The 21,885-nt window shown below is 61.8% G+C and carries 17 protein-coding genes; 9 read left to right on the forward strand and 8 right to left on the reverse strand.

Features of this window, described 5'->3' with window-relative positions:
* Positions 1-679 precede the first annotated feature (679 nt).
* The 8 genes from M1D32_RS01200 to M1D32_RS01235 all read left to right on the forward strand — a co-directional run bounded on the left by M1D32_RS01200 (position 680) and on the right by M1D32_RS01235 (position 11,940).
* The gene (locus M1D32_RS01200; protein ID WP_458780557.1) at positions 680-2,164 is read left to right on the forward strand and encodes an ABC transporter substrate-binding protein; all 1,485 of its coding nucleotides are present in this window, start codon (positions 680-682) and stop codon (positions 2,162-2,164) included.
* Positions 2,165-2,253: 89 nt separating this feature from the next.
* The gene (locus M1D32_RS01205) at positions 2,254-3,195 is read left to right on the forward strand and encodes an ABC transporter permease (RefSeq protein ID WP_458780558.1); all 942 of its coding nucleotides are present in this window, start codon (positions 2,254-2,256) and stop codon (positions 3,193-3,195) included.
* Entirely contained in the window at positions 3,192-5,051 is a 1,860-nt protein-coding gene (locus M1D32_RS01210) for a dipeptide/oligopeptide/nickel ABC transporter permease/ATP-binding protein (protein WP_458780559.1), read from the forward strand. Before M1D32_RS01205 ends, M1D32_RS01210 begins: the two co-directional genes overlap by 4 nt.
* On the forward strand, positions 5,048-5,950 hold the full coding sequence (locus M1D32_RS01215) for an ATP-binding cassette domain-containing protein (protein WP_458780560.1): 903 nt from the start codon (positions 5,048-5,050) through the stop codon (positions 5,948-5,950). The genes M1D32_RS01210 and M1D32_RS01215 overlap by 4 nt, the downstream gene beginning before the upstream one ends.
* Positions 5,947-7,005 (forward strand): LacI family DNA-binding transcriptional regulator, encoded by a 1,059-nt coding sequence (locus M1D32_RS01220; RefSeq protein ID WP_458780561.1) that lies wholly within the window; start codon positions 5,947-5,949, stop codon positions 7,003-7,005. The genes M1D32_RS01215 and M1D32_RS01220 overlap by 4 nt, the downstream gene beginning before the upstream one ends.
* A 59-nt stretch (positions 7,006-7,064) precedes the next feature.
* The gene (gene uidA / locus M1D32_RS01225; RefSeq protein ID WP_458780562.1) at positions 7,065-8,879 is read left to right on the forward strand and encodes a beta-glucuronidase; all 1,815 of its coding nucleotides are present in this window, start codon (positions 7,065-7,067) and stop codon (positions 8,877-8,879) included.
* A 37-nt stretch (positions 8,880-8,916) separates the two neighbouring features.
* Positions 8,917-10,701 carry a glycoside hydrolase family 3 protein gene (locus tag M1D32_RS01230; RefSeq protein ID WP_458780563.1) on the forward strand — a complete coding sequence of 595 codons (1,785 nt, stop codon included), beginning with the start codon at positions 8,917-8,919 and terminating at the stop codon, positions 10,699-10,701.
* Between the two features lie 282 nt (positions 10,702-10,983).
* Positions 10,984-11,940 carry a LysR family transcriptional regulator gene (locus M1D32_RS01235; protein WP_458780564.1) on the forward strand — a complete coding sequence of 319 codons (957 nt, stop codon included), beginning with the start codon at positions 10,984-10,986 and terminating at the stop codon, positions 11,938-11,940.
* Positions 11,941-12,006: 66 nt separating this feature from the next.
* Here M1D32_RS01235 and M1D32_RS01240 read toward each other — a convergent pair whose 3' ends face one another.
* The 7 genes from M1D32_RS01240 to M1D32_RS01270 form a co-directional block, all read right to left on the reverse strand.
* Positions 12,007-13,026 (reverse strand): VOC family protein, encoded by a 1,020-nt coding sequence (locus tag M1D32_RS01240; protein ID WP_458780565.1) that lies wholly within the window; start codon positions 13,024-13,026, stop codon positions 12,007-12,009.
* A gap of 282 nt (positions 13,027-13,308) precedes the next feature.
* Positions 13,309-14,364 carry an amidohydrolase family protein gene (locus M1D32_RS01245; protein WP_458780566.1) on the reverse strand — a complete coding sequence of 352 codons (1,056 nt, stop codon included), beginning with the start codon at positions 14,362-14,364 and terminating at the stop codon, positions 13,309-13,311.
* Entirely contained in the window at positions 14,364-15,176 is an 813-nt protein-coding gene (locus M1D32_RS01250) for an ABC transporter permease (protein WP_458780567.1), read from the reverse strand. The genes M1D32_RS01245 and M1D32_RS01250 overlap by 1 nt, the downstream gene beginning before the upstream one ends.
* On the reverse strand, positions 15,173-15,985 hold the full coding sequence (locus M1D32_RS01255) for an ABC transporter ATP-binding protein (protein ID WP_458780568.1): 813 nt from the start codon (positions 15,983-15,985) through the stop codon (positions 15,173-15,175). Before M1D32_RS01255 ends, M1D32_RS01250 begins: the two co-directional genes overlap by 4 nt.
* A complete protein-coding gene (locus M1D32_RS01260; RefSeq protein ID WP_458780569.1) occupies positions 15,982-16,845 on the reverse strand; it encodes an ABC transporter permease in 864 nt (287 codons plus the stop codon). Before M1D32_RS01260 ends, M1D32_RS01255 begins: the two co-directional genes overlap by 4 nt.
* Entirely contained in the window at positions 16,842-17,795 is a 954-nt protein-coding gene (locus tag M1D32_RS01265; protein WP_458780570.1) for an ABC transporter substrate-binding protein, read from the reverse strand. The genes M1D32_RS01260 and M1D32_RS01265 overlap by 4 nt, the downstream gene beginning before the upstream one ends.
* Before the next feature lie 579 nt (positions 17,796-18,374).
* A complete protein-coding gene (locus M1D32_RS01270) occupies positions 18,375-19,397 on the reverse strand; it encodes a LacI family DNA-binding transcriptional regulator (RefSeq protein WP_458780571.1) in 1,023 nt (340 codons plus the stop codon).
* Between the two features lie 612 nt (positions 19,398-20,009).
* Here M1D32_RS01270 and M1D32_RS01275 point away from each other — a divergent pair.
* Entirely contained in the window at positions 20,010-21,446 is a 1,437-nt protein-coding gene (locus M1D32_RS01275; RefSeq protein WP_458780572.1) for an MFS transporter, read from the forward strand.
* Between the two features lie 142 nt (positions 21,447-21,588).
* Here M1D32_RS01275 and M1D32_RS01280 read toward each other — a convergent pair whose 3' ends face one another.
* Complete coding sequence (locus tag M1D32_RS01280; RefSeq protein WP_458780573.1) at positions 21,589-21,804, reverse strand: helix-turn-helix domain-containing protein; 216 nt, start codon at positions 21,802-21,804, stop codon at positions 21,589-21,591.
* Between the last annotated feature and the right edge of the window lie 81 nt (positions 21,805-21,885).

Here is a 21,885-nt window from a genome sequence, read left to right on the forward strand (position 1 = left end):
CCGCCGACAGTTTTTGCGCTCCGATGACGAGGACTGATTTTCTGCGGGCCGCTTGCATTCCCGGAGCATCTGAGTGGCACCTGAACAGGACAGTTAGAAGACGGCCTTCAGCCGCTTGCCTCCGCAGCGCACGCCAAGAGGTGTGGCCTTGGATTTGTCCTGGGACCTCAAACCTTCGTTCCAATGTGGGGCTTTCCAACCTGTGCGACTTCATCCGGCACTTTTTGAAGGAAGCCTGTGAATGTAGTTGACACCGCTCGAAGACGAGGGGCTGAAAGCGGCCAGTGATAGTGATTAGGTGAGACTCAAGCAACCGGCTGTGGGTTTGTTGGCGGCGGGCCCACAAGAATCCGTGCAACTATCTGCGGCCCGCGAGACACCATCTGAAATACTAGACATCTGGCAGACGGTGTCTCCGCTTCTCGGCCTATATACCGCTTGGGGTATTTGCGGGGCGAATACTTCCTATATGGGCTGCGGGGTTCCTAAGGGACTCCATTTGAGGCATTCTCGATGGAGCAAACTCCAGCAACCGATTGCCAGATTTTGGGCAGTTCAGAAGTCTAAGTCTCCGTAGGCCTAGTTTTCCCAAGAGTCTGCTTTCCCATATTTCTAGTAGGAGCCAACAATGAAGTTAGGTCCCCGGGCGGCTGTGCCGGCCCTTTTTGCGAGTGCTGCTATGGCACTGTCAGCCTGTGGCGGCAGTGGAGCAGGCAGCAGTCCCGCTGCTGGTGCGCCCGCCGCCACTTCTCTGACCATCGGGGCTCTGGTCGACATGGCCTCCTGGGATCCAGGTCAAGCCAATCAGGGTCACGGGCTTCAGCCTTATCAGGCGGCGTACGATTCATTGATCCTCCGGGAACCGGACGGCAAGCTCAGCCCCATGCTGGCCACGGAGTGGAAGTACAACGCGAATAACACCGTCCTCACGGTGGACCTTCGCACGGACGTCACCTTTAGCGACGGCGAGAAGTTCGACGCGGCAGCAGCAAAGGCCAATCTGGACCATTTCAAGAAGGCCAACGGGCCCCAGATGCAGCAGCTTGCAGCCGTCTCAGAGGTGAAGGTTGTCGACGCGGACACCGTAGAAATTGATCTTTCCGCCCCGGACCCCGCCCTCGAAATCTACCTCAGCCAGGCTGCAGGCCTGATGGGCAGCCCCAAGGCGCTGGGTTCCGAGGGGATCAAGACCGAGCCTGTGGGTTCGGGACCCTACGTGATGGACAAAGCCGCCACCGTGAAAGACTCGCAGATCGTGTTTACGGCCCGTGACGGCTATTGGAACAAGGACCTGCAGAAGTACACCAAGATAACGATCAAAATCCTGCCGGACGTCACAGCACGCACCAACGCCCTGGTTTCCGGCCAAGTTGACGCGACCCTTTTGACACCCAAGACAGCTAAGCAGGCTGAGGCGTCCGGGATGATCACGGAAGCACATGAGGTCAACTTTGAGGGACTGTTGCTGTTCGACCGTGACGGTACCAAGAACCCGGCACTGCAGGACGTCCGCGTGCGCCAAGCCATTAATTATGCGTTCGACCGCAAAACCATCCTCGACCAGGTCTTGCTGGGTAAGGGCACACCCACCTCGCAGCCTTTCGGGAAAGAGAGCGGCGCTTGGGTCCAAGAGCTTGAGGACCGCTACCCTTACGACCCCGCCAAGGCTAAGGCCCTCCTTAAGGAAGCAGGCTATGAATCTGGCGTCACCCTGGACATTCCAGGGAACGCTGTCTTTGAAACACAGATTGCAGTGGTTAAGCAGCAGCTTGCAGACGTCGGCATTACTTTGAACCTCACCGGCGCCGTGGTGCCTACTACGTTGCCTGCTGATGTTGCCTCACGGAAGTTCCCGAGCATGTATTTTGCAATCGGCCAGACCAGCCCCTGGGTCTCCATCAACCAGCTCATTTCCACCAAAGCCCTTTACAACCCGTTCAAGAACACTACGCCGGAACTGCAGGCCAAGATCGATGCCGTGCAGAACGGCGGCGCGGACGCGGGCAAGCTGGCGCAGGAAGTGAACAGGTACGTGGTGGAGCAGGCCTGGTTTGCCCCGCTGTACCGGGTCGACGCGGTGTACTACCACAACAACAAGGTGAACGTGGCGCCGCAGCTTCAGCAGATCGTCCCGTCCATCTACAACTACTCACCGGCCAAGTAAGCAGGCGTAAGTAGCCCACCGGTCCGGCAGCCGTTACCCGCGACTGCCGGACCTGGCAGCCAGACCATGCCAGTCCATCGGAGCCAGCAATGATCAGATTCATCCTCAAGAGGCTCGGCAGCGGACTCGTCGTCCTCTTCGCCGTCTCCCTCCTCACGTTCTTCCTGCTCTACACATCAGGCGGAAGCATCGCACGCAACATCCTGGGGGATCAGGCCACTCCTGAGCAGGTGGCGCTGAAGGAAGCAGAACTCGGCCTGGACCAGCCGATTCTGGTCCGCTACGGCAGCTGGCTCATTCAGGCGCTCAGCGGGAATTTCGGCTCCTCCTGGTTCACGTCTGAGCCGGTGGCCAACTCGCTGGCTACCCGTATCCCCGTCACCATGACCATGGTCCTCGCCGCTATGGTGCTGATCGCCCTGATCGCCACCCTGATCGGCGTCGCCGCTGCGGTCCGCCGCGGCTGGGTGGATCGAGTGGTCCAGATGGGAGCCATCATCGGTGATTCCATCCCCAGCTTCGTCATCGGCATCATCCTGGTGACGATCCTGGCCATCCAGCTGGGCCTGTTCCCGGCCACGAGCACCATTTCACCCGGTGCGCCGGCGCAGGCGTGGATCCTGTCCATGACCCTGCCCGTCATTGCACTGCTAATAAACGGTGTCACCGGCGGCGCCCAGCAGATCCGCAGCGCGGTCATCAAGCAGCTGGAACGCGATTACGTCCGGACCCTGCGCAGCCGCGGGATCGGCGAAAACGAGATTCTCTTCAAGCACGTGCTGCGCAGCGCAGCACCGGCCGGGCTAACCGTCCTCAGCCTTCAGCTCATCAGCATGTTAGGTGGTGTGGTGATCATCGAGTCCATCTTCGCGCTGCCCGGCATGGGACCGCTGGCCGTCACTGCCACGGGCCAAGGCGACCTGCCGGTAGTTATGGGCGTCGTTATGTACACCGTCGCCGTTGTGATTGTGGTCAACCTGCTGGTGGACCTGCTCAACGGCTGGCTCAATCCCAAGGTGCGTGCCGCATGACCGAATCCGTGGAAACCTCAACCCTGGCGCCGGCTCCCGGCCAGGCCGCCACCGGCCAGACCGGAACCGTGATCCGGTCCACAGTCATGCGCCGCCTCCTCAAGAACCCACTCGGCATCGCAGCCCTGGTGATCCTGGCGGCTATTGTCGTACTGGCTCTCCTCGCCCCGGTCCTGGCACCCTTCGACGAGAATTTTTCGGACATTACCAAAACTTTGGCTGAGCCGGACGACGTGAACATCCTCGGCACAGACAGTGCCGGCCGTGACGTCTGGAGCCGCCTGCTCTTCGGCGCCCAACTGACACTCCTGTCTGCCTTACTTTGCGCCAGCGTTGCCATCGCGATCGGCCTGCCCGCAGGACTCATCGCCGGATACTACGCAGGCAAGTTCGAAGCCGTGTCCAACTGGGTGGTCAGCATCCTGATGAGCCTTCCGGGGCTCATCGTACTGCTGACCATCCGCGCGGCCTTTGGGCCTTCCGTCTGGATCTCGATGATCGCCTTCGGCGTCCTGATCAGCCCGTCCTATTTCCGGTTGACCCGCACCGCCGTCCAGTCAGTCCGGAATGAGCTCTACGTCGATGCGGCCCGTGTCTCCGGGCTCTCGGACTGGAGCATCATCGCCCGTCACATCTTCTCGGTAGTCCGGGCACCCATCATCATCCAGACCGCGGCGATCGCCGGCGTCGCGATCGCCATCCAGTCCGGCCTGGAATTCCTGGGCCTCGGCGACCCCACCAAAGCCACTTGGGGCGTCATGCTCAGCGAAGGCTTCAAGAACGTCTACCTCACACCCACCCTGCTCCTTTGGCCGGCGCTGGCAATGGCGCTCACGATCGGGGCGCTGGTCCTGCTCGGCAACGCCATCCGTGACGCGCTCGAAGACGGTGAAAAGATCACGCACCGCAAGAAAAAAGCGGCACAGGCGGAAGGTACGACGGCGGCACCCGCCAGGGTGCGTCCGTCCCGTCAGCCCGCGGCCGCCGTCGAAACCGGGACGGAGCACCACCTGGTGAAGGTGACCAACCTCGGGGTCGGATACCCGCAGGCGGACGGTTCCATCAAGAAGGTGGTCGACGACGTCTCCTTCCACGTGGACCGTGGTGAGATCCTGGGCATCGTGGGCGAGTCCGGTTCCGGCAAGTCCCAGACCGCGTTCTCGATCCTGGGCCTGCTGCCCGACAACGCACGCATCGTGTCCGGTTCCATCCAGTTCGACGGCAACTACACCGTTGCGCCGGGGGAGGACCGGGTGAGCCAGGACCGGCTGTCCAAGCTGCGTGGCAGGAGGATCTCCTACATCCCGCAGGAGCCCATGAGCAACCTGGATCCGGCGTTCACCATCGGCTACCAGCTGGTCACCCCGATGGTCCGGGTCCTGGGCATCTCCAAGCAAGAGGCCACCCAACGCGCCCTGAAGCTGCTGTCCGACGTCGGAATCGTCAACCCGGACCGGACGTTCAAGGCCTACCCGCATGAAGTCTCCGGCGGCATGGCCCAGCGCGTGCTCATTGCCGGCGCCATCAGTTGTGAACCGGACCTAATCATCGCCGATGAACCCACTACCGCCCTGGACGTGACCGTCCAGGCAGATGTCCTGGACCTCATCCGCGACCTGCAGCGCCGCCTCGGCGTCGGCGTCATCCTGGTGACCCACAACTTCGGCGTGGTGGCCGACCTCTGCGACCGCGTTGCGGTGATGCAGAACGGCCGGCTCGTCGAAGAAGGCCCTGTCCGGGAGATCCTGCGCAACCCGAAAGAGCAGTACACCCAGACCCTGCTGAATTCAATGCTCGAAGGCAAGGAACCGATGACAATGCTCGCATCCACCAGCCCGAAAGGAGCGGCATCATGAACGGATCCACGGCTAATGCAAGCCTGCCGGAGTCAGCGGCACGCGACGAAATCCTCCGCGTGGAAGACTTGGTGGTGGAGTACCAGGGCAAGGGCTGGCACTCCAAGCCGTTCCGCGCCCTGACGGATATCAACATCAGCATCGGCCAGGGCGAGACCCTGGGCCTGGTGGGTGAGTCCGGCTCCGGCAAGACCACCCTGGGCCGGGCCGTGCTCGGCCTGGCCCCGGTCACCGGCGGAAAAATCACTTTCGAGGGCAAGGACATCAGTCACGCCACCCGCAAGGAGCGCCGTATCCTCAGCCGGGACCTGCAGGTGGTCTTCCAGGACCCCTACACCTCCCTGAACCCGGCCCTGGAAATCGGTGACATCCTTGCCGAGCCCCTTGGGGTGCAGGGCATGGCACCAGCCGCCGCGAAGAAGCGCGTGAAGGAACTGCTCGACCAGGTGGGACTGCCCTCGGACGCAATCCACCGGCTGCCCCGGGAATTCAGCGGCGGCCAGCGCCAACGCGTCGCCATCGCCCGCGCCCTCGCCCTGTCACCCAAACTGATCGTCTGCGACGAACCCGTCAGCGCCCTGGACCTCTCCACCCAGGCCCGCGTCCTGGACCTGTTCCTGCAGATCCAGCGCGACACCGGAGTCTCCTACCTCTTCGTCTCGCACGACCTGGACGTGGTCCGGCACATCAGCCACCGCGTGGCCGTGATGTACAGAGGTGAGATCGTTGAACAAGGCCCTGCCGGCGTCGTCACCACCGACCCCGAGCACCCTTACACCCAGCGGCTGCTGCTCGCCTCCCCCGTGCCGGACCCGGACCGGCAGGAAAAACGCCGCGCCGACCGCCACCGGCTCCTTGAGATCCAGCGCCAACAGCACGAACAAGTTGTCCTGACATGACACCTACACCACCGCACTTGTCGGCGGAGCACAGCAATGTGAAGTCGCGCCCTACGATCTACGACATCGCTAAAGCGGCCGGCGTGAATCCTTCCACCGTTTCCCGTGCCCTTAATAACAAGCCGGGACGGGTCAGCACCAAGACGAAACAAGCCATTGAGGAAGCGGCGCAGGAACTTCAATTCAGAATGAACCCGTACGCCCGTGCATTGGGCACGGGCAGGACCGAAACTCTCGGACTGATTCTCACGGACATCACGAACCCCACGTTCTTCGACACAATTCGCGCCGCGCAAGCCACGGCAATTGAGCGCAACTACACCATGATGCTCGCCGAATCGGCCGAGTCTCCCGGCACGGAGCTCAAGGCCGCCCTGAGAATGCAGCCCACCGTGGACGGGCTGATACTGGCAAGTCCCCGCATGGACGATGACAACATCCGGATGCTCGCTGCCACCAAGCCTCTCGTTGTCATTAACCGTGACGTCGAGGGTGTGTCCTGTGTAGTTCCGGACGTCACCCGCGGGATAAGTGCCGCCGTCCGGGCACTGGCCGAGCAGGGGCACCGCAAGGTTGCCTATCTGGCAGGCCCGCCCCAGTCATGGATGTCGGCCCGCCGCTGGGAAGGTGTCCAGGCGGCCTGTGACTGGTCCCGGCTTGAGGCCGTAAGACTTGAAACGGGCAAGCCAACCGTGGACGGCGGTCGCAGGGCTGCCCGTGAAGTCCTGTCCAGCGGAGCGACTGCCGTCATGGCGTACAACGACCTTCTCGCCATCGGACTGATGCAGGAACTCCAGGCAGCGGGAGTGGTGGTACCTGACCACATCAGCATTGTCGGCTTCGACGACATTTTCGGAGCCGACTTCACGACTCCGCCGCTGACCACTGTCCGCTCACCCCTGGGGACGTGCGGCGCCACCGCTGCAACGCTCCTGCTGGACAAACTCGACCAGACATCCGAGGACCAACCGTCCGTGGTGCACGTTGATACCGAACTCATCCTCCGGGGCTCCAGCGGACGCCTGCTGGCTGCTGCGGCACAAGCTGCCCACTGATTTCCGCGCTGACGGGCACGAGCGCTCTGGACGCTGCACACTATGAAAAGGACAAGAAGTTGCTGAAACCCCAAGCCAATGAAACCCGCGAGCTGGTCAACCTGGACGGCCTGTACCGCTTCAAGGTGGACACCGAGCGGTCAGGGCACAGCGACGAATGGTTCAAAGCACCACTGGAATCGGACTTGGAGATGGGAGTCCCGGGCAGCTACAACGACGTCTTCCCCGACAGGATAATCCGCGACCACGTGGGGTACGTCTGGTATCAGCGCGAAGTCCGGGTGCCCCGCGGCTGGGCGGGGGAGAGGATCCACCTGCGCCTGGACTCCGCAACTCATGAGGGCATGGTGTGGGTAGATGATGCCCTCGTCGCCGAGCACGTCGGCGGCTATACGCCCTTCAGCGCAGACATCACCGACCACGTCACCGCAGGCCAGGCTTTCCGCCTCACCATCGCCGTCAACAACGAACTGACCCAGGCGACCATTCCACCCGGCAAAGTTACAGTGGGGGAGGACGGCCGCAGGAAGCAGACCTACTTCCACGACTTCTACAACTACGCCGGCCTGCACCGCAGCCTCTGGCTCTACAGCACCCCAGCCGTGACAGTCGAGGACATCACCGTCGTTACCGGATTCGAAGGCAGCACCGGCAGAGTCCATTTCAGGGTCGCCGTAGATGGGGCCACCGGAAGGGAAAATGTCAGCGTTATTCTCAGGGACGCGACGGGCGCCGAAGTAGCCCGGAGGAACGGAACCTCTGGCACGCTGACTTTCAACGACGTCGTACTCTGGCAGCCCGGGGCGGGCTACCTTTACAGCCTCACGGCGGAAGTACACGACGGAGACCTGCTGCTGGATACCTACACGCTGCCGGTAGGCGTCCGAACGGTGGAGGTCAGCGGTGCCGAATTCCTGATCAATGGAAAGCCGTTCTACTTCACCGGCTTTGGGATGCACGAGGACCACGTCACCATCGGCAAGGGCCACAGCAACGCCCAGATGGTCAATGACCTCGAACTCCTCAAATGGACCGGTGCAAACTCCTTCCGGACATCCCACTACCCCTACGCCGAAGAGTTCCTGGAATACGCCGACCGCCACGGCATCGTCGTCATCGACGAAACAGCAGCCGTTGGCCTTAACTACGGCTTCGCCGCTGCTCACGGCGGTACATCACGGAAGACCTATGAAGAAGGCGCAGTAGACGCCAAGACGGCAGCGAACCACCGCCAGGCCATCACCGAGCTGATAAACCGGGACAAAAACCACCCCTCGGTGGTCCTGTGGTCCATCGCCAACGAACCCAATGCCTCAGAAGAGGGCGCCTGCGAGTACTACAAACCGCTGGCCCAGCTCACGCGCCAACTGGATCCGAGCCGCCCCGTTGGCTACGTCAACCTGTTCCTCGACCCCATCGGCAAGGAAAAGCTCGGCGACCTCTTCGACGTCATCATGCTCAACCGCTACCAAGGCTGGTACATCAACACCGGCGACCTGGAGAGCGCCGAAGCCGCCCTCGAAGCCGAACTTCGGACCTGGGAAGCTGCCTACGGAAAACCCATGATCATGACCGAGTACGGCGCCGACACCATGACCGGCCTGCACTCCATCTATGAACACCCGTGGAGCGAGGAATACCAGGCATCTTTCCTGGCAATGTACCAGCGCGTCTTCGACCGCATCGATGCCATGGTCGGCGAACATGTCTGGAACTTCGCCGACTTCCAAACCTCCAGCGGCGTCACACGAGTGGATGGCAACAAAAAGGGAGTCTTCACCCGCGACCGCCGACCCAAACCGGCTGCCTACGCCCTCCGCCAACGCTGGACGGCGCTGGCCGGAAACAAGGACAACATCCTCCCCCCAAGGTAAGCACTAAGTCGATAACTCTGGCTGGAGGATCCAAACAATGAAAACCGTCACCAATCCCATATATCAGGACGCCACACGCACCGTTTCCGAACGCGTCGAAGACCTGCTCCGGCGCATGACGCTGGAGGAGAAGGCCGGACAGATGTTCCACGACATCTCCTTCGGCGGCCAGGACGTAAACGCCGCCACACAGCAGCTCATTACCGGCGGCTTCATGACCCACTTCAACGTCCTCCACCTGCCCGACACCAGGACAGCCGTCCGCTGGCACAACCGGATGCAGGAACTGGCAGCCCAAACCCGGCTCGGCATACCCATCACAGTCTCCACTGACCCACGACACGCGTTCACAGAAAACCAGGGCGCATCATTCGCGGCCAGTTTCTTCGCTGCCTGGCCAGAGCCCATCGGTATGGCCGCGCTCCGGGACCCGGACGCCGTCCGTCGGTTCGCTGACACCGCACGCCAGGAATACCTTGCCGTCGGCATCCGTGCCGCACTTCACCCCACCGTGGACCTGGCAACGGAGCCTCGCTGGGCCCGGCAGTACAGCGGTTTCGGACAGGACCCGGAACTGACAAGCAAGCTCGCTGTCGCATATCTGGAGGGTTTTCAGGGCCAAACGGTCAGCACGCAGAGTGTGGCGTGCATGACCAAGCACTTCCCCGGCGGCGGGCCCCAAAGAGACGGGGAAGACCCCCACTTCCCCTACGGGCGGGAGCAGATTTACCCCGGCGGCAAATTCGAGGACCACCTCTTGCCCTTCCGCAACGCCATTAAGGCCGGGACCAGCGCAATCATGCCCTATTACGGCATGCCTGTTGGGCTCCACCGCAACGGGCAGGCAATCGAGGAGGTGGGTTTCGGATTCAATCACCAGATCATTACAGGACTGCTGCGCCAAGAGCTGGGATACGAAGGTGTGGTGTGCACCGACTGGGGCCTTTTGCACGACACCAATATCTTCGGCATGACACTTCCAGCCAGAGCCTGGGGAGCGGAGCACCTCTCCGTCAAAGATCGCATGATCAAGGTTATCGACGCCGGCTGCGACCAATTCGGCGGTGAAGCCTGCCCGGAAATCCTGGTCGAACTCGTCAAGACCGGACGGGTAACAGAACAGCGCATCGATCAATCCGTCCGCCGTTTGCTTCGCGTGAAGTTCGAGCTGGGGCTTTTCGACAACAGGTACGTAGATGAAGACGCAGCAGCCGAGATTGTCGGGAACGCGCGATTCCGGGAGGAAGGCCTCAAGGCCCAAGGCAGGTCAGTTGTTGTCCTCAAAACCACTAAAGGGCTCCTCCCGTTAAGGTCGACGACCCGCCTTTATCTCGAGGGCATGTCACCCAACGCATTACAGGGCGCTGCCTCTGTGGCAGATGCACCAGAGGAGGCAGATGTCGCGATTATCCGCCTGAACGCCCCGCACGAACCACGGAATGAACTGTTCCTGGAAGCCGGGTTCCACGCAGGCAGCCTCGAATACGACACGGCCGTGATTTCCCATATCGAAGAGCTCGCAGCACTCGTACCCGTAGTCCTGATAGTCAACCTCGATCGCCCAGCAATTCTGTCGCCCCTGGAACCCCACTGCTCGACAATCCTCGCCACTTTCGGAGTATCAGATGAAGCCCTGGTCAGGGTCATTACCGGAGCAACGGCACCGGAAGGACGTCTCCCCTTCGAACTGCCGCGATCGATGGCGGCAGTACAGCAGGGTGACAGCGACGTGCCAGGCGGCACTGAAAACCCTCTGTATCCATACAACTTCGGCTTAGGAGAACTCGGACAAGCAGGGACCGCTGAACCGTCCAAACCATAGTTGGAGGATCAAAACCGGCAGCTCGGCACACGCCAAGCCTTGTCTCGCTCAACTTCTGAGCGGGAGTCCTAGAATCCGGTGATTGATCGGAATGCAACGATAATCGTTTCATTCATTGCGGTTTAGCCGGCCAGCTCGACCCTTGCGTGAAGGAATCCTAGGAATGACCGCTCGTGAACCAGCAGCGGCTGACTTTCGTCCCGGACGTGCGCCTGGGTCCGCAGCTGCCGCCTCAGGAGAACTTCGACCCTGCCGGAACCTGATCACGGAGACGCTATGGGCGTGAAAAACCTGGACTTGAACCTTCTGCCCCAACTTCAGGTCCTGCTGGAGCTGCGGAACATCTCCCGGGCGGCTGAGCGGCTCCAGCTCAGCCAGCCGGCCACGAGCGCGGCAATGGCCAGGCTCCGGCGGCATTTCGACGACGAACTCCTGGTGCGGAACGGCCGCACCTATGACCTCACACCCTTTGCACAGTCCCTGGTCCCGCTGGTTGATGAGGCCATGCTTCACATCCAGCGGGCGACGCGGGTGCGGTCCGGTTTTGACCCCTTGATGAGCGAACGGGAGTTCATCATCGCCGCCTCGGACTACGCTGCGGCGCTGATTGTGGGCCCGCTGCGGGGAATCCTGCGCCGGGCGGCCCCGGGCGTCTCAGTCGATTTCGTCCCCACTACCGGTTTCCAAGGCCAGATGGCCGACTATTCGAAGGTTGACCTGCTCGTCGGGCCCACTGGATACAACATGCAGGGTGCCAGCAAACAGATTTTCCGCGACAGCTTCGTCGCTGTAGCCGACGCCGGAAATCCGCTGCTCCAGCAGCCCCGACTCACCGTCGAGGACCTGAGCACGGTGCCCCACGCCGTCGGCTATTTCGGTGAAGGGATCAGCACCCCGGCGGACAAGCTGTTCGAGTCGTGGGGCGTGCGGCGGCGAGTTGCCGCCGTGGTTGCCGGGTTCCTGTCCCTGCCGCTCCTGGTAGAAGGGACCGACCTTGTTGCCCTGGTCCCGCGGATGCTGGCCGCACGGGCACAGCGGGGCGCGGACATCGTCGTGTTGCAGTTCTCCGGCGGAACCGAAGCGTCCTTGGTGGAGGCCATGTATTGGCACCCGTCCCAGACCGAGGATCCAGCCAGCGTGTGGCTGCGATCCGTGGTCCAGCGTTCCTGTTCGCGGCTGCACGAACTCATCCCCGTCACCACACACCCCATCACCATCACAGCTCCGCCTGCCATCTAGTCTGGCTTGCTGTCCCCGGCTTCCCGGAACCGGATCAGCGCATGGGTTGCTTCGGCCATGGCGCCTTTAGCCCCGGCCCTGCTTGGCGTAGGGGTTCAGGAGGGCTTCCTTCATCTCGGGGGAGGCACCTTCTTCGGTGGCGGTGAAGCCCTCGGCCGGCGGGAAGGATTCGGTCATGGAGTGCGGCATGGCGCCGTTCTTGTAGAAGTTGTTCGAACCGAGCGAGGGCTTCCAGGTGTTGGCGTCCCAGTCCGGGACGTAGTTGCGGTAGCCGCCGGAGTTGAGCTCGACGCGCAGGCCGGAGGGGTCACGGAAGTAGAGGAAGTTCTGTTCGCCCACGCCGTGGATGGAGGGGCCGTATTCCATCGGGGTGCCGTTTTCCATCATGACGTCGGCGGTGCGGAGCAGGTCTTCGGTGGCGTCCACCCAGAAGGCGATGTGGTTGACGCGGCCGGCGCGGCTGGAGGTGTCCAGGACGACGCCGAGGTCGTGAGACTTTTCGTTGGTGGTCAGGACGGAGAAGACCGTGATGGGTGCTTCGTCCAGGTCCACGAAGGCCATGACGCGGAAACCGAGAGCCTCGTTGTACCACTTGGCGAAGCCGCGGACATCGGAAGCCGCCACGGTGACGTGGTCAAGGAAACGCGGTGCGGCGGCGTGGCTGCTGCGGCGCTCCGGCCGGTCCGGGTAGGTGGATTCGAAACCCGGTTCGGCGACGAACTTTTCCACCTCATAGAAGAGGCGCATGTGGTGGCCGTAAGGGCCGGTGAATTCGTAGGCCTTGCCGAAGCCGTGGCCACCAGGGGTCCAGGTGCCCTGGACACCGGTCGCTTCGATGCGCTGGGCTGCTGCCTCAAGGGCTGCCTGGGAGTTGGTGCGCCAGGCCATCCGGCCCAGGGACGCTTCCGGTCCTTCGGTGATGACGAGGCTGTAGCGGTAGTAGTCGCCCCAGCAGCGCAGGTAGACGTTGCCGTCCACGCGGTCGATGATGCGCATGCCGAACTTTTCCTCGTAGAACCGTGCCGAGGCTTCGACGTCCGGGGTGGTGATCTCGAGGTGGGCAAGATGGGAGAGCGGAGTTTCCACGTTGAAGTCCTTCTGGGTTACTGGCTGCGGTACTGGTTGTTGCAGGTCCTGTAACTACTGTCAGGGACTTCATGTATTTGGAGAAGGGACACTTCGGGATAGAAAGTATCGGGCCTACGGATACTTGAAGCTGCCGCCAAGGGATCTAGGTTCCACCCGGAATCTATCTTCATAGGCACTGCACCGCCGACTGCTCGATGCCGCGAAGCTTGCGGACAAATACGGGAGTGCCGGATGTCTCCGGCACTCCCGTATTTGTTGCTACGACTTCAAAGGCCTGGGTCAGCTGTGGGCGTGTCTGTGGTCGGTAAGTACGAGATCTTCCCCCGATTCCAGCCCGATGAGCCGTGCAATGTTGCTGGCGAAGATCTTTTGCCGGTCCTCGGTGGTGATGTCGAGTTCCTGGATGACCCGGATCATTTCGCGGATGTATAGAGGCCCGCCTTCAGGGTCGAATGGGCAGTCGCTGGCGAAGACCACGCGTTCGGCACCGAAGAATTCCAGTCCGCAGCGGGTTCCGATGGCGGACCCGGAGAGTGCTGTGTCGGCATAGAAGTCCCTGAAGTATTCGATCGGTTCGCGTTTGAGTCTGTGAACTAGCCGCGTGTATTCGGGGTCGTCGGTGCGGCTTCCGAATTGGTCGGCCCAGCCAAGCCGGATGCGTCCTTCCATGTAGGGGATCATGGCGCCCATGTGGTGGGTGATGATGTTCAGCCCGGGGTGGCGGTCGAACAAGCCTGAAAACACCATCCTGGCCATGGCAGCGCTGGTTTCGTAGGGCCACCCGAGCGCCCACCAGATTTCAAACTTCGAGGAGTCCTCGGTTCGATAGTCGGTGCTCTTGGCGTTCCGGGTGGGGTGCATCCAGATCGGCAGGTCCCTCCGGGCCATCTCCGCGAAGATCGGTTCGAAGTCCGGGTGGTCGAGGGGTTTGCCGTTGACGTTGGTGAAGACCTGGATGCCTTTGGCTCCCAGGTGGTCGACGGCGTAATCGATTTCCTGGAGTGATGCTTCCGTTGAGTTCATGGGCAGGGAAGCGACGAAGGCCGGGAACCTGTCGGGGTGGTCATCCACGATGTCCTTCATGGTCTCGTTGGCCAGGCGGGCGAGCCGCCAGGACTCGTCGGGGCCGAGGAGGAGTTCGATGGGAGGGGAGGAGAGGGTGAGGATCTGTTGATAGTCCCCGCCGAATTCCTCCATCATTTTCAGGCGTGCATCGAGGTCGTGAAGTGCCGGGAGGTCCAGCCAGCGTTTGAGGGCGCCGGGGTCGGTGACGTGCCGGCACATTTCGTCGAAGTAGCGCCGGGGGAGGATGTGGCTGAAGGCGTCGATTTTCATCAGGATTCCTTTGTGGTGTTGGGGACCCAGCTGGTGATGCGCCGGTCGACGAACTGGACGAGAGCGATGGCGGCAAGGGCGACGGTGATGATGACGATCAGGATTGCCAGGACTGCTGCGCCGTCGAAGCTCTTGCCGGCGACGGTGACCATGCGGCCGAGCCCGACGACGGCGATGAACATTTCGCCGTTGATCATGCCCGTGACAGCTCGTCCCATGCCGAGGCGGATGCCGGCGAAGATCATGGGGGCTGCGGCGGGAAGGATGATCCGGGTGACGATCTGCCATTCGCTGGCACCGTAGGATCGGCCCATCTCAACCAGGGACTGGTTGACGTTCTCGACGGCGGAGGCGGTGTTGATGATCATGATGAATGCCGAGTACATGAAGATCACGGCAACAATTGATCCCTGCCCTGCCCCCAGGATCGAGAAGAAAATGGGCGCGAACACGAGGGACGGTGCGGTCAGGAGTGCGTAGACGTAGATGCCCAGCGCGGCGTTCACGCGACGGTAGCGGCCCATGGCGGTTCCGACCACAATGCCAACGAGGAGGGAGAGCCCGAACCCGAGGACGAGGTTAGCGAGGCTCGTGGCGAGGTTGCCGAAGATCTCGCCCCTTGTGACCATCGACCACAGTTCTGTCAGGACAACGGTAAGCGGGGGGAAGAACGGGACCTTGGCCGCTTGGCCAACAAGTTCCCACAGCACAGCTGCAACGGCCAGGGAGATCAGGGACGCGGAGGCCCTGCCGTTCAGCATGCGCCTGGAGAGCCCGCCCCGGGGGCGGGCGCCGGTGGTAATGGCTGTCATCGCCCTGCCCCGGTGAGTGATGCAGGGTTTTTGGCGCGGTGCTCGTCGTGCATCTCCCGGAGCCTGTCCCAGAGGTAGGCGGTGATTTCGACGTATTCCTTGGAGCGTTCCAGTCCGCCGACGTCGCTGGAGCGGGGGCGTTCCAGCGGTACGGGGACGATTTCGGAGATCTGGCCCGGTCGTGCGCTCATCAGGACTACCCGGTCACCGAGGAGTACTGCTTCTTCCATGGAGTGGGTGATGAATACGACGGTGAGTTTGGTGCGTTCCCAGATGCTGAGGAGTTCTTCCTGGAGCAGCCGCCGGGTTTGTTCGTCCACTGCGCCGAAGGGTTCGTCCATGAGGAGGACCTTGGGTTCGACAGCCAGGGCCCTGGCCAGTCCGACGCGTTGCTGCATGCCGCCGGAGAGTTCGCCGGGGCGTTTGGTTTCGAAGCCGGCGAGGCCGACCATGGTGATCAGCTCGCGGGCCCGGTCTTCTCGTTCGCTTTTGGATACGCCGCGCAGGCGAAGGCCGAAGGCGACGTTTTCGAGCACTGTGGACCAGGGGAGGAGCGCGAAGTTCTGGAAGACCATGCTGCGGTCAGGGCCGGGGCCGCGGACGGGGTTGCCTGCGATGGAGATTTCGCCTTCGTCCCAGGGCATGAGGCCGGCGATCATTTTCAGCATGGTGGTCTTGCCGCAGCCGCTGGGCCCGAGAACGGTGAGGAATTCGTTGTCCCGTACCGAGAGGTTGACGTTGTCCAGGGCGCGGACGGCGGAGCCGTCCTGTCCGGTGAAGGTTTTTCCGAGTCCGGTGATCTCAATCATCGTGATCCCCTTCCTTTCTGGTTGTTCGGCGCCCAGGGGGCGGCCTTGCGCTCAAGCCAGTGAGCGAGGGAGATGAGCAGTAGGGCTTCGATGAGGATGGCGACGATGGTGGCGTAGAGGCCGGGACCGTTGAACATGCCGCGGAACTCGAGGATGAGTCCTCCGAGGGCCAGGGACACCATCAGCAGTTCGACGATGACCATGCCGGTCACGGCGCGGCCGAGGCCGAGCCGCAGGCCCGTCATGATGGACGGCAGTGCCCCGGGAATCAGCACGCGGAACCAGATTTCCCGTTCGCTGGCACCGAAGGAACGGGCCATTTGAATGAGGGTGGGGTCCACTTGTCTGACTCCGGCGCGGACGTTCACGATCACCATGACGATCGCGAAGATTGTCACGAGGATGACGCGGGACAGCAGGCCGAAACCAACGGACATGATCAGCAGTGGGATGATCGCTGCCATGGGGGTCACCAGCAGGATGTTCAGGTAAACGTCCGAGTACCGTTCCATGGTGCGGAACCGTCCCAGCAGCACGCCGACAGGTACGCCGATGATGACCGAGAGCGCGAAGCCGATGAACAGGGCCTGGTTGCTGATGAACATGGCTTCCCAGAATTCGCCGGATCCCAGCAGTTCCACGAAGGCAACGACGGTTTCGGTGAACGTGGGGACCAGGAGTCCGCCCCAGTAGGTGCCGTAGAGCTGCCAGGCGAGGGCGAAGAGGGCAAACGTTCCGATCTGGTAGGTGAGGTTCGAGTCCAGTGCCCGGATCCAGGCTGGCCGCTGGGCTTTCTGCTGCCGCATCGGAGGCGGAGTCGTTTGCGACTGCGCGGGAAGCACGGCGGTCCGCTGGGTCATCGCGACCCCAGGAAGCTCAGGTCGGCGGCTTTGGAAGCGTCGAGGCCTTTGATCACTCCGGCATCGACGAAGAAGTCGATCGTACCCTGCACGTTCTCCTGGGTGAGGGCGCCGGCATCGAAAAGACCGGCTTCGACGTAGCGGGCGGCGATTGCCGAGAGCGTGGGGCTGGCTTCTTCGCCCAGGTGCTTTTCGGCAAGGCCTACCAGGTACTCGGGATCAGCGTTGATCTTCTTGTGCTCGTCGATAAGCGCGGTCACGAAAGCTTGTGCAGCTTCCTTGTTGTTGCTGAGGAAATCGGAGTTTGCGTAGACCGTTTGCGGGTGAATTGCGGGGAGCTTTTCACCGAAGTTCACCACGGGGGAGAAGTCGGCTCCGGCTGTCTTCTCCAATGTGACGGCATCGGAGATCTCAAGGGCCGTGGCGTCGATCTGGCCGTTCAGCAGCGCCTGTGCGCGTACGTCGGAGCTGCCAATGACGAGGTAGTCCGGTTCACCGGACTTGCACTCTTTTTCCACCCATGACCGGACCATGGCCGTCGCGACGGCGCCCTCACTGAAGATTCCGACCGGCTTGCCGCTGAGGTTGTCGCATGTGCTGATACCGGGCTTGCCGTAGAGCGCCCACTGGTTACCGATGACATCGGCGATGATTTTGATCGGGGCTCCCTGTTGGATGGCGATCAGTGCCGGGCTGGTGGCCTCGGCCGAGATGGCGTAGTCACCCTTGGCCAGACCCTCGATAGCGAGCTCGGGTTCTGCCAGCTCATCGACCTTGACGTCGTAGCCGGCAGCCCTGACGGTATCCAGCGCGGCAATAATCGGCACTGTTGTCAGGTCCGGTTCAACCAGGGCCACGGTGAAGGCCTTGCTGGAAGCATTTCCCGCCGCCGAATTCCCCGGCGCCGAGCATGCCCCGATAGTCGTCGCGAGGCCCAGGACCGCCGCCAAGGCCAGTACTTTTGTGCGTGGGGTGCGGGATCGATTCCCTACGAGCGGAAATGTAGCGGCTTTTGCTGGTCCTCGCCTTGCCTGGGATTCCACTGATTTCCCTGCTGTTTGTGACTTCATCGTCATTCTCCTTGTTCGGAAGTGGCTCCCGTCACTGTAGCGGGATCGATCCCGCTTGGTCAATCACTTTTTCCTGGCGGCGCTAATCGACGTCCGAGCGGGGTTCACAACCGGCACCCATATCGGGACATCGCAGACCCTCGAAGGAGCCGCCCGAGGGACCACGGATGTCCATGCGTTGATCGTCGACTGGAGGGCTGGTAGGGATAAAGCAGGCCCCTGTTTCCCTTGAATTCACGGGGTTATCGCCAAGGATTTAGGCCTGCAGAAAGCCGGGGCGCAGAGGAACTTCCGGCAATTTGTCCCGGATGGCGGAGGGTGTGACGTACTGCCGGCTGGCAGTTTGAAAGGACCCAAAAAAGGGTTCTCACATGCGACCTGTTACCGCCGGGTGCTGGAGGAAGTTGCGCGGGAAATTCCCCGCGTCGCTAGGAAGTCGGGATCGATCCCAATGATCAGCTATGACGCGGCGATTGTAGCCACTGATTCCCTTGCCACCAGGGTAGGGGTCGTCATTCGGAGTTCGGATTTCTGGGGAGGTGACAAGAGTAGGTCCAGGGCATTTTTGGCCATGTCGGAAAAGGAGACCTTCACGCTGGTCAGCGGGACGGCCATGTGCGCCGCAATAGGTGTGTCGTTGTAGCCGACCACGGACAGGTCGGCGGGGACTCTGATTCCAGTTCGCTGTGCGACTGCAATAAGCCCGACGGCCAGGCTGTCATTGGCTGTGAAGACTGCAGTAGGGGGCGTGGCCAGGGACAGGAGCCGCTGGGCCACGTGTCCGCCGGCTTCCATGCTGAAATTCGATTCGAAGATCAGCTCGGGTGCGACCTCAACGCCGAACTCAGCCATGGCATCCCGGAATCCGAGCTCTCTTTGCTGTGAACTGGAAGCATAGGAGGGGCCACCGACGAAGGCAATCCTGGTATGGCCGCGTTCGAGCAGGTGTGCTGTGGCAGCGTGGCCGCCGGCACGGTCATCGATCACTGCAGCCGAGGACCTTCCGTCGGTGCGCAGTGCCAGGGAGTAGGCCATGCCGAGGTCCTGAAGCTCTGTCAGAAGGGGATCTGCCCCGTCTGTGCGCGCAGTCGTCAGAATCATGCCGTCGATCCTCTGGGCCAGCAGTGATCGCCCCCGCTCCAGCGCTACCCGGGGATCGTCGCCGGTGGTGATGACTTCAGCATGCAAGGAGCGGGAGTTGCACTCCTCGACAATGGCCTCATAGAGCATCGCCATGACCGTGTCAGTCAGTCGCGGGACCACCACGCCGATGATCCCGCTTCGCTGCCGCCGCAGGTTGGCCGCCCAGCTATTGGGAACGTATCCCATGCGCTGAGCTACCTCCCGAACCCGTTCGGCTCCCGGGCCGCCTGAGGGCGACTGCCGGTCCAGTGCCCGTGAGGCCGCCGAGCGGCTCACTCCGGCCAGGGCAGCGATGTCGGACAGCGTCAGTTGCTGCCCATCACGGGGTGAGACGGCCATTTCGCTCCCTTGCAGTGAATGTCTGTCCCACCAGCATACCGGGATCGATTCCGCCATAAGTTGCGAAGCCTCGGCCCGGGGTGCATTATTGAGGAAATCTCAGACTGGAACGCGCTTTCCAATGCGTTCCGACCGTTGTATTTCCTCGTCGGCTGCCCGCCCCCAGCTGGAATGAGTCGACCGTTTCTTGCTCAAACATAAATCCCTCCCACGAATGAAGGAATCGGATATGAGTGCCCACAGCCCAGAATCTCTTACCGTGCAGGTCGCCAGCCGGATCTCAATGGAGAGTGCCTTGGATAAGGCGGTCCAAACCCTGTCGCAGAGGGCGAGGTCATCGCAGTGCGGCATTCTTGTCACGCGGAGTGGCCCTGGTGATTTCACGGTGAGCGTGAACAGTTCGGTTCCGTTCGGCACCACGCTCGAGCGCAACAACTGGTAGACGGAACGCCCCCGTCCGGCCGACTGGGACGGTGGCTCTGTCCCGGCCTTCGGCAACAACCGTCCCACGCGACCCCGGAGACGCTGCCGGATGCCTCGGTCATGCAGTGGCCGAACCTCACGGCTGCTGAAGCGCGCCGCTGTCTAATTATTTCATTCCATACTTGGTCAATGAGGACCCAGCAGGTGCTGGAGAAGGAGGACTCGCATATGCGCGAGCCGAAAAGCATCACAACTACAGCCACCGGCACCAGTACCGCCAGGCTGAATGCAGAGCTGGTGGCACGGCTTGAACGGTTGCCGGTGACCAGACGCCTGACCCTCATCCGTGTCGTCATCGGTTCGGCGACTTTTTTCGACGCCTACACAGTCCTGGCAATCGCGTTCGCCATGCCCCAGCTCGCCGTCGAATGGAGCCTCAGCGCCGGGGAAATCGGCATGATCCTCTCCGCCGGCTACGTCGGCCAGATTTTCGGGGCACTGTTTTTTGGCAATTTGGCTGAAAGGATAGGACGGCTGCCCGTCCTGCTCATCACAATCCTTCTCTTTGTATCCATGGACGTGGCCTGCCTCTTCGCTTGGGGCGCCTGGTCGATGATCATCTTCCGGTTCATTCAAGGAATCGGCACAGGCGGCGAAGTGCCGGTCGCCAGCGCCTACATCAACGAATTTGTCGGCGCAAAAAAGCGCGGCCGCTTCTTCCTCCTCTATGAGGTCATCTTCCCGGTGGGCCTGATGTTCGCGGGAATCGCCGCGTATTTCCTCGTGCCGGCCTTCGGATGGAAAGCCATGTTCATCGTCGGGCTCATCCCGGCAGTCCTCACCATCCCCATGCGGATCTTCATGCCGGAATCTCCCCGCTGGCTCGCCTCCAAGGGCCACATCCAAAAGGCAGACGACGTCGTGTCCCTGCTCGAAAAGGAAGCCATCAAAGCGGGAGCCACACTGGCCAAACCCGTCCCAAGGCCGGTAGACCCCAAGGCCACCGCCCGCTCCGACTGGCGCGAACTCTTCACGGGCATTTACCGTAAACGCACCTTCACCATCTGGCTGCTGTGGATCTGCGTCTACATGGTCAACAACGGCCTGATCACGTGGCTGCCCACGCTGTACAAGCAGACGTTCAACCTGCCCCTACAAACCAGCCTCGCCTATGGCTGGGTAACCTCCGCAGTAGGCGTCATCGCCTCGATCCTCTGCGCCCTGCTCATCGACCGCGTCGGCCGCAAGCGCTGGTACACCTTGGCATTCCTCGCCTCAACCGTGCCGCTCATTGTCCTCACAGCACTTGGCGCTGTCTCTGCCACCCAAGTCGTCCTCTTCGCCAGCGCCGCTTACGCAATCCTGCAAACCATCTCGTTCTCCTTATACCTCTACTCCGCCGAGCTCTACCCGACCCGCCTCCGCGCAATCGGCACAGGGTTCGGCAGCGCCTGGCTCCGGGCAGGATCAGCCATCGGCCCCGTGCTTGTCGGCTGGATCGTCGACAACTTCGGAATCAGCTACGTCTTCACAGTGTTTGCCGCGGTCGCCCTCCTCGGAGGACTCATCACAGTCTTCTTCGCCATCGAAACCAAAGGCCGCGTCCTAGAAGAACTCTCACCGTAGCCAACACCAGCTGCCGACCAAATTCACTAAAGGGCTGTTAGGAAACAGCCCTTTTAGAGGCACTCCCCCGCCTGTTTTAAAGAGCCGATAACGGATATTCCGTCAACCTGTACAGGGCCTTGCTCCCTGCTACTGGCCGATCCTATTGCTGTACGTCGCCGTCGAGGTGGCGGAGGGTTTCAAGTCGCTGCTTGGCCAGTTCGATATCCGTGGAATTCACCATGTCCGCCTTGCCTGGTCCGCTCGGGGAGCGCGGCAGCTGACCGCTGTTGATCATCGCCAGTATTTGGTTGACGTCGATATTCAGTGCTTTGGCTGCCTGTTCAATGGTGAGGTAATGGTGGTAGCGGCGAGTCATATCTACCTCCTGATGGAGTTGTAGCTTGAATGGGGGACTGAAGCGGGTCTGTGGGGAAAATGCAGGGCTTGCGGCAATCCA

The sequence above is a fragment of the Arthrobacter sp. D3-16 genome (genome assembly GCF_054408515.1).

Excerpts from the sequence above, each read along its gene's own strand:
- M1D32_RS01250 (WP_458780567.1), bottom strand. The coding sequence starts at position 15,176 with ATGACAGCCATTACCACCGGCGCCCGCCCCCGGGGCGGGCTCTCCAGG.
- M1D32_RS01200 (WP_458780557.1), top strand. The coding sequence starts at position 680 with ATGGCACTGTCAGCCTGTGGCGGCAGTGGAGCAGGCAGCAGTCCCGCT.
- M1D32_RS01220 (WP_458780561.1), top strand. The coding sequence starts at position 5,947 with ATGACACCTACACCACCGCACTTGTCGGCGGAGCACAGCAATGTGAAG.
- M1D32_RS01260 (WP_458780569.1), bottom strand. The coding sequence starts at position 16,845 with ATGACCCAGCGGACCGCCGTGCTTCCCGCGCAGTCGCAAACGACTCCG.
- M1D32_RS01215 (WP_458780560.1), top strand. The coding sequence starts at position 5,048 with ATGAACGGATCCACGGCTAATGCAAGCCTGCCGGAGTCAGCGGCACGC.
- M1D32_RS01245 (WP_458780566.1), bottom strand. The coding sequence starts at position 14,364 with ATGAAAATCGACGCCTTCAGCCACATCCTCCCCCGGCGCTACTTCGAC.
- M1D32_RS01230 (WP_458780563.1), top strand. The coding sequence starts at position 8,917 with ATGAAAACCGTCACCAATCCCATATATCAGGACGCCACACGCACCGTT.
- M1D32_RS01205 (WP_458780558.1), top strand. The coding sequence starts at position 2,254 with ATGATCAGATTCATCCTCAAGAGGCTCGGCAGCGGACTCGTCGTCCTC.
- M1D32_RS01280 (WP_458780573.1), bottom strand. The coding sequence starts at position 21,804 with ATGACTCGCCGCTACCACCATTACCTCACCATTGAACAGGCAGCCAAA.
- M1D32_RS01255 (WP_458780568.1), bottom strand. The coding sequence starts at position 15,985 with ATGATTGAGATCACCGGACTCGGAAAAACCTTCACCGGACAGGACGGC.
- M1D32_RS01275 (WP_458780572.1), top strand. The coding sequence starts at position 20,010 with ATGAGGACCCAGCAGGTGCTGGAGAAGGAGGACTCGCATATGCGCGAG.
- M1D32_RS01210 (WP_458780559.1), top strand. The coding sequence starts at position 3,192 with ATGACCGAATCCGTGGAAACCTCAACCCTGGCGCCGGCTCCCGGCCAG.
- M1D32_RS01270 (WP_458780571.1), bottom strand. The coding sequence starts at position 19,397 with ATGGCCGTCTCACCCCGTGATGGGCAGCAACTGACGCTGTCCGACATC.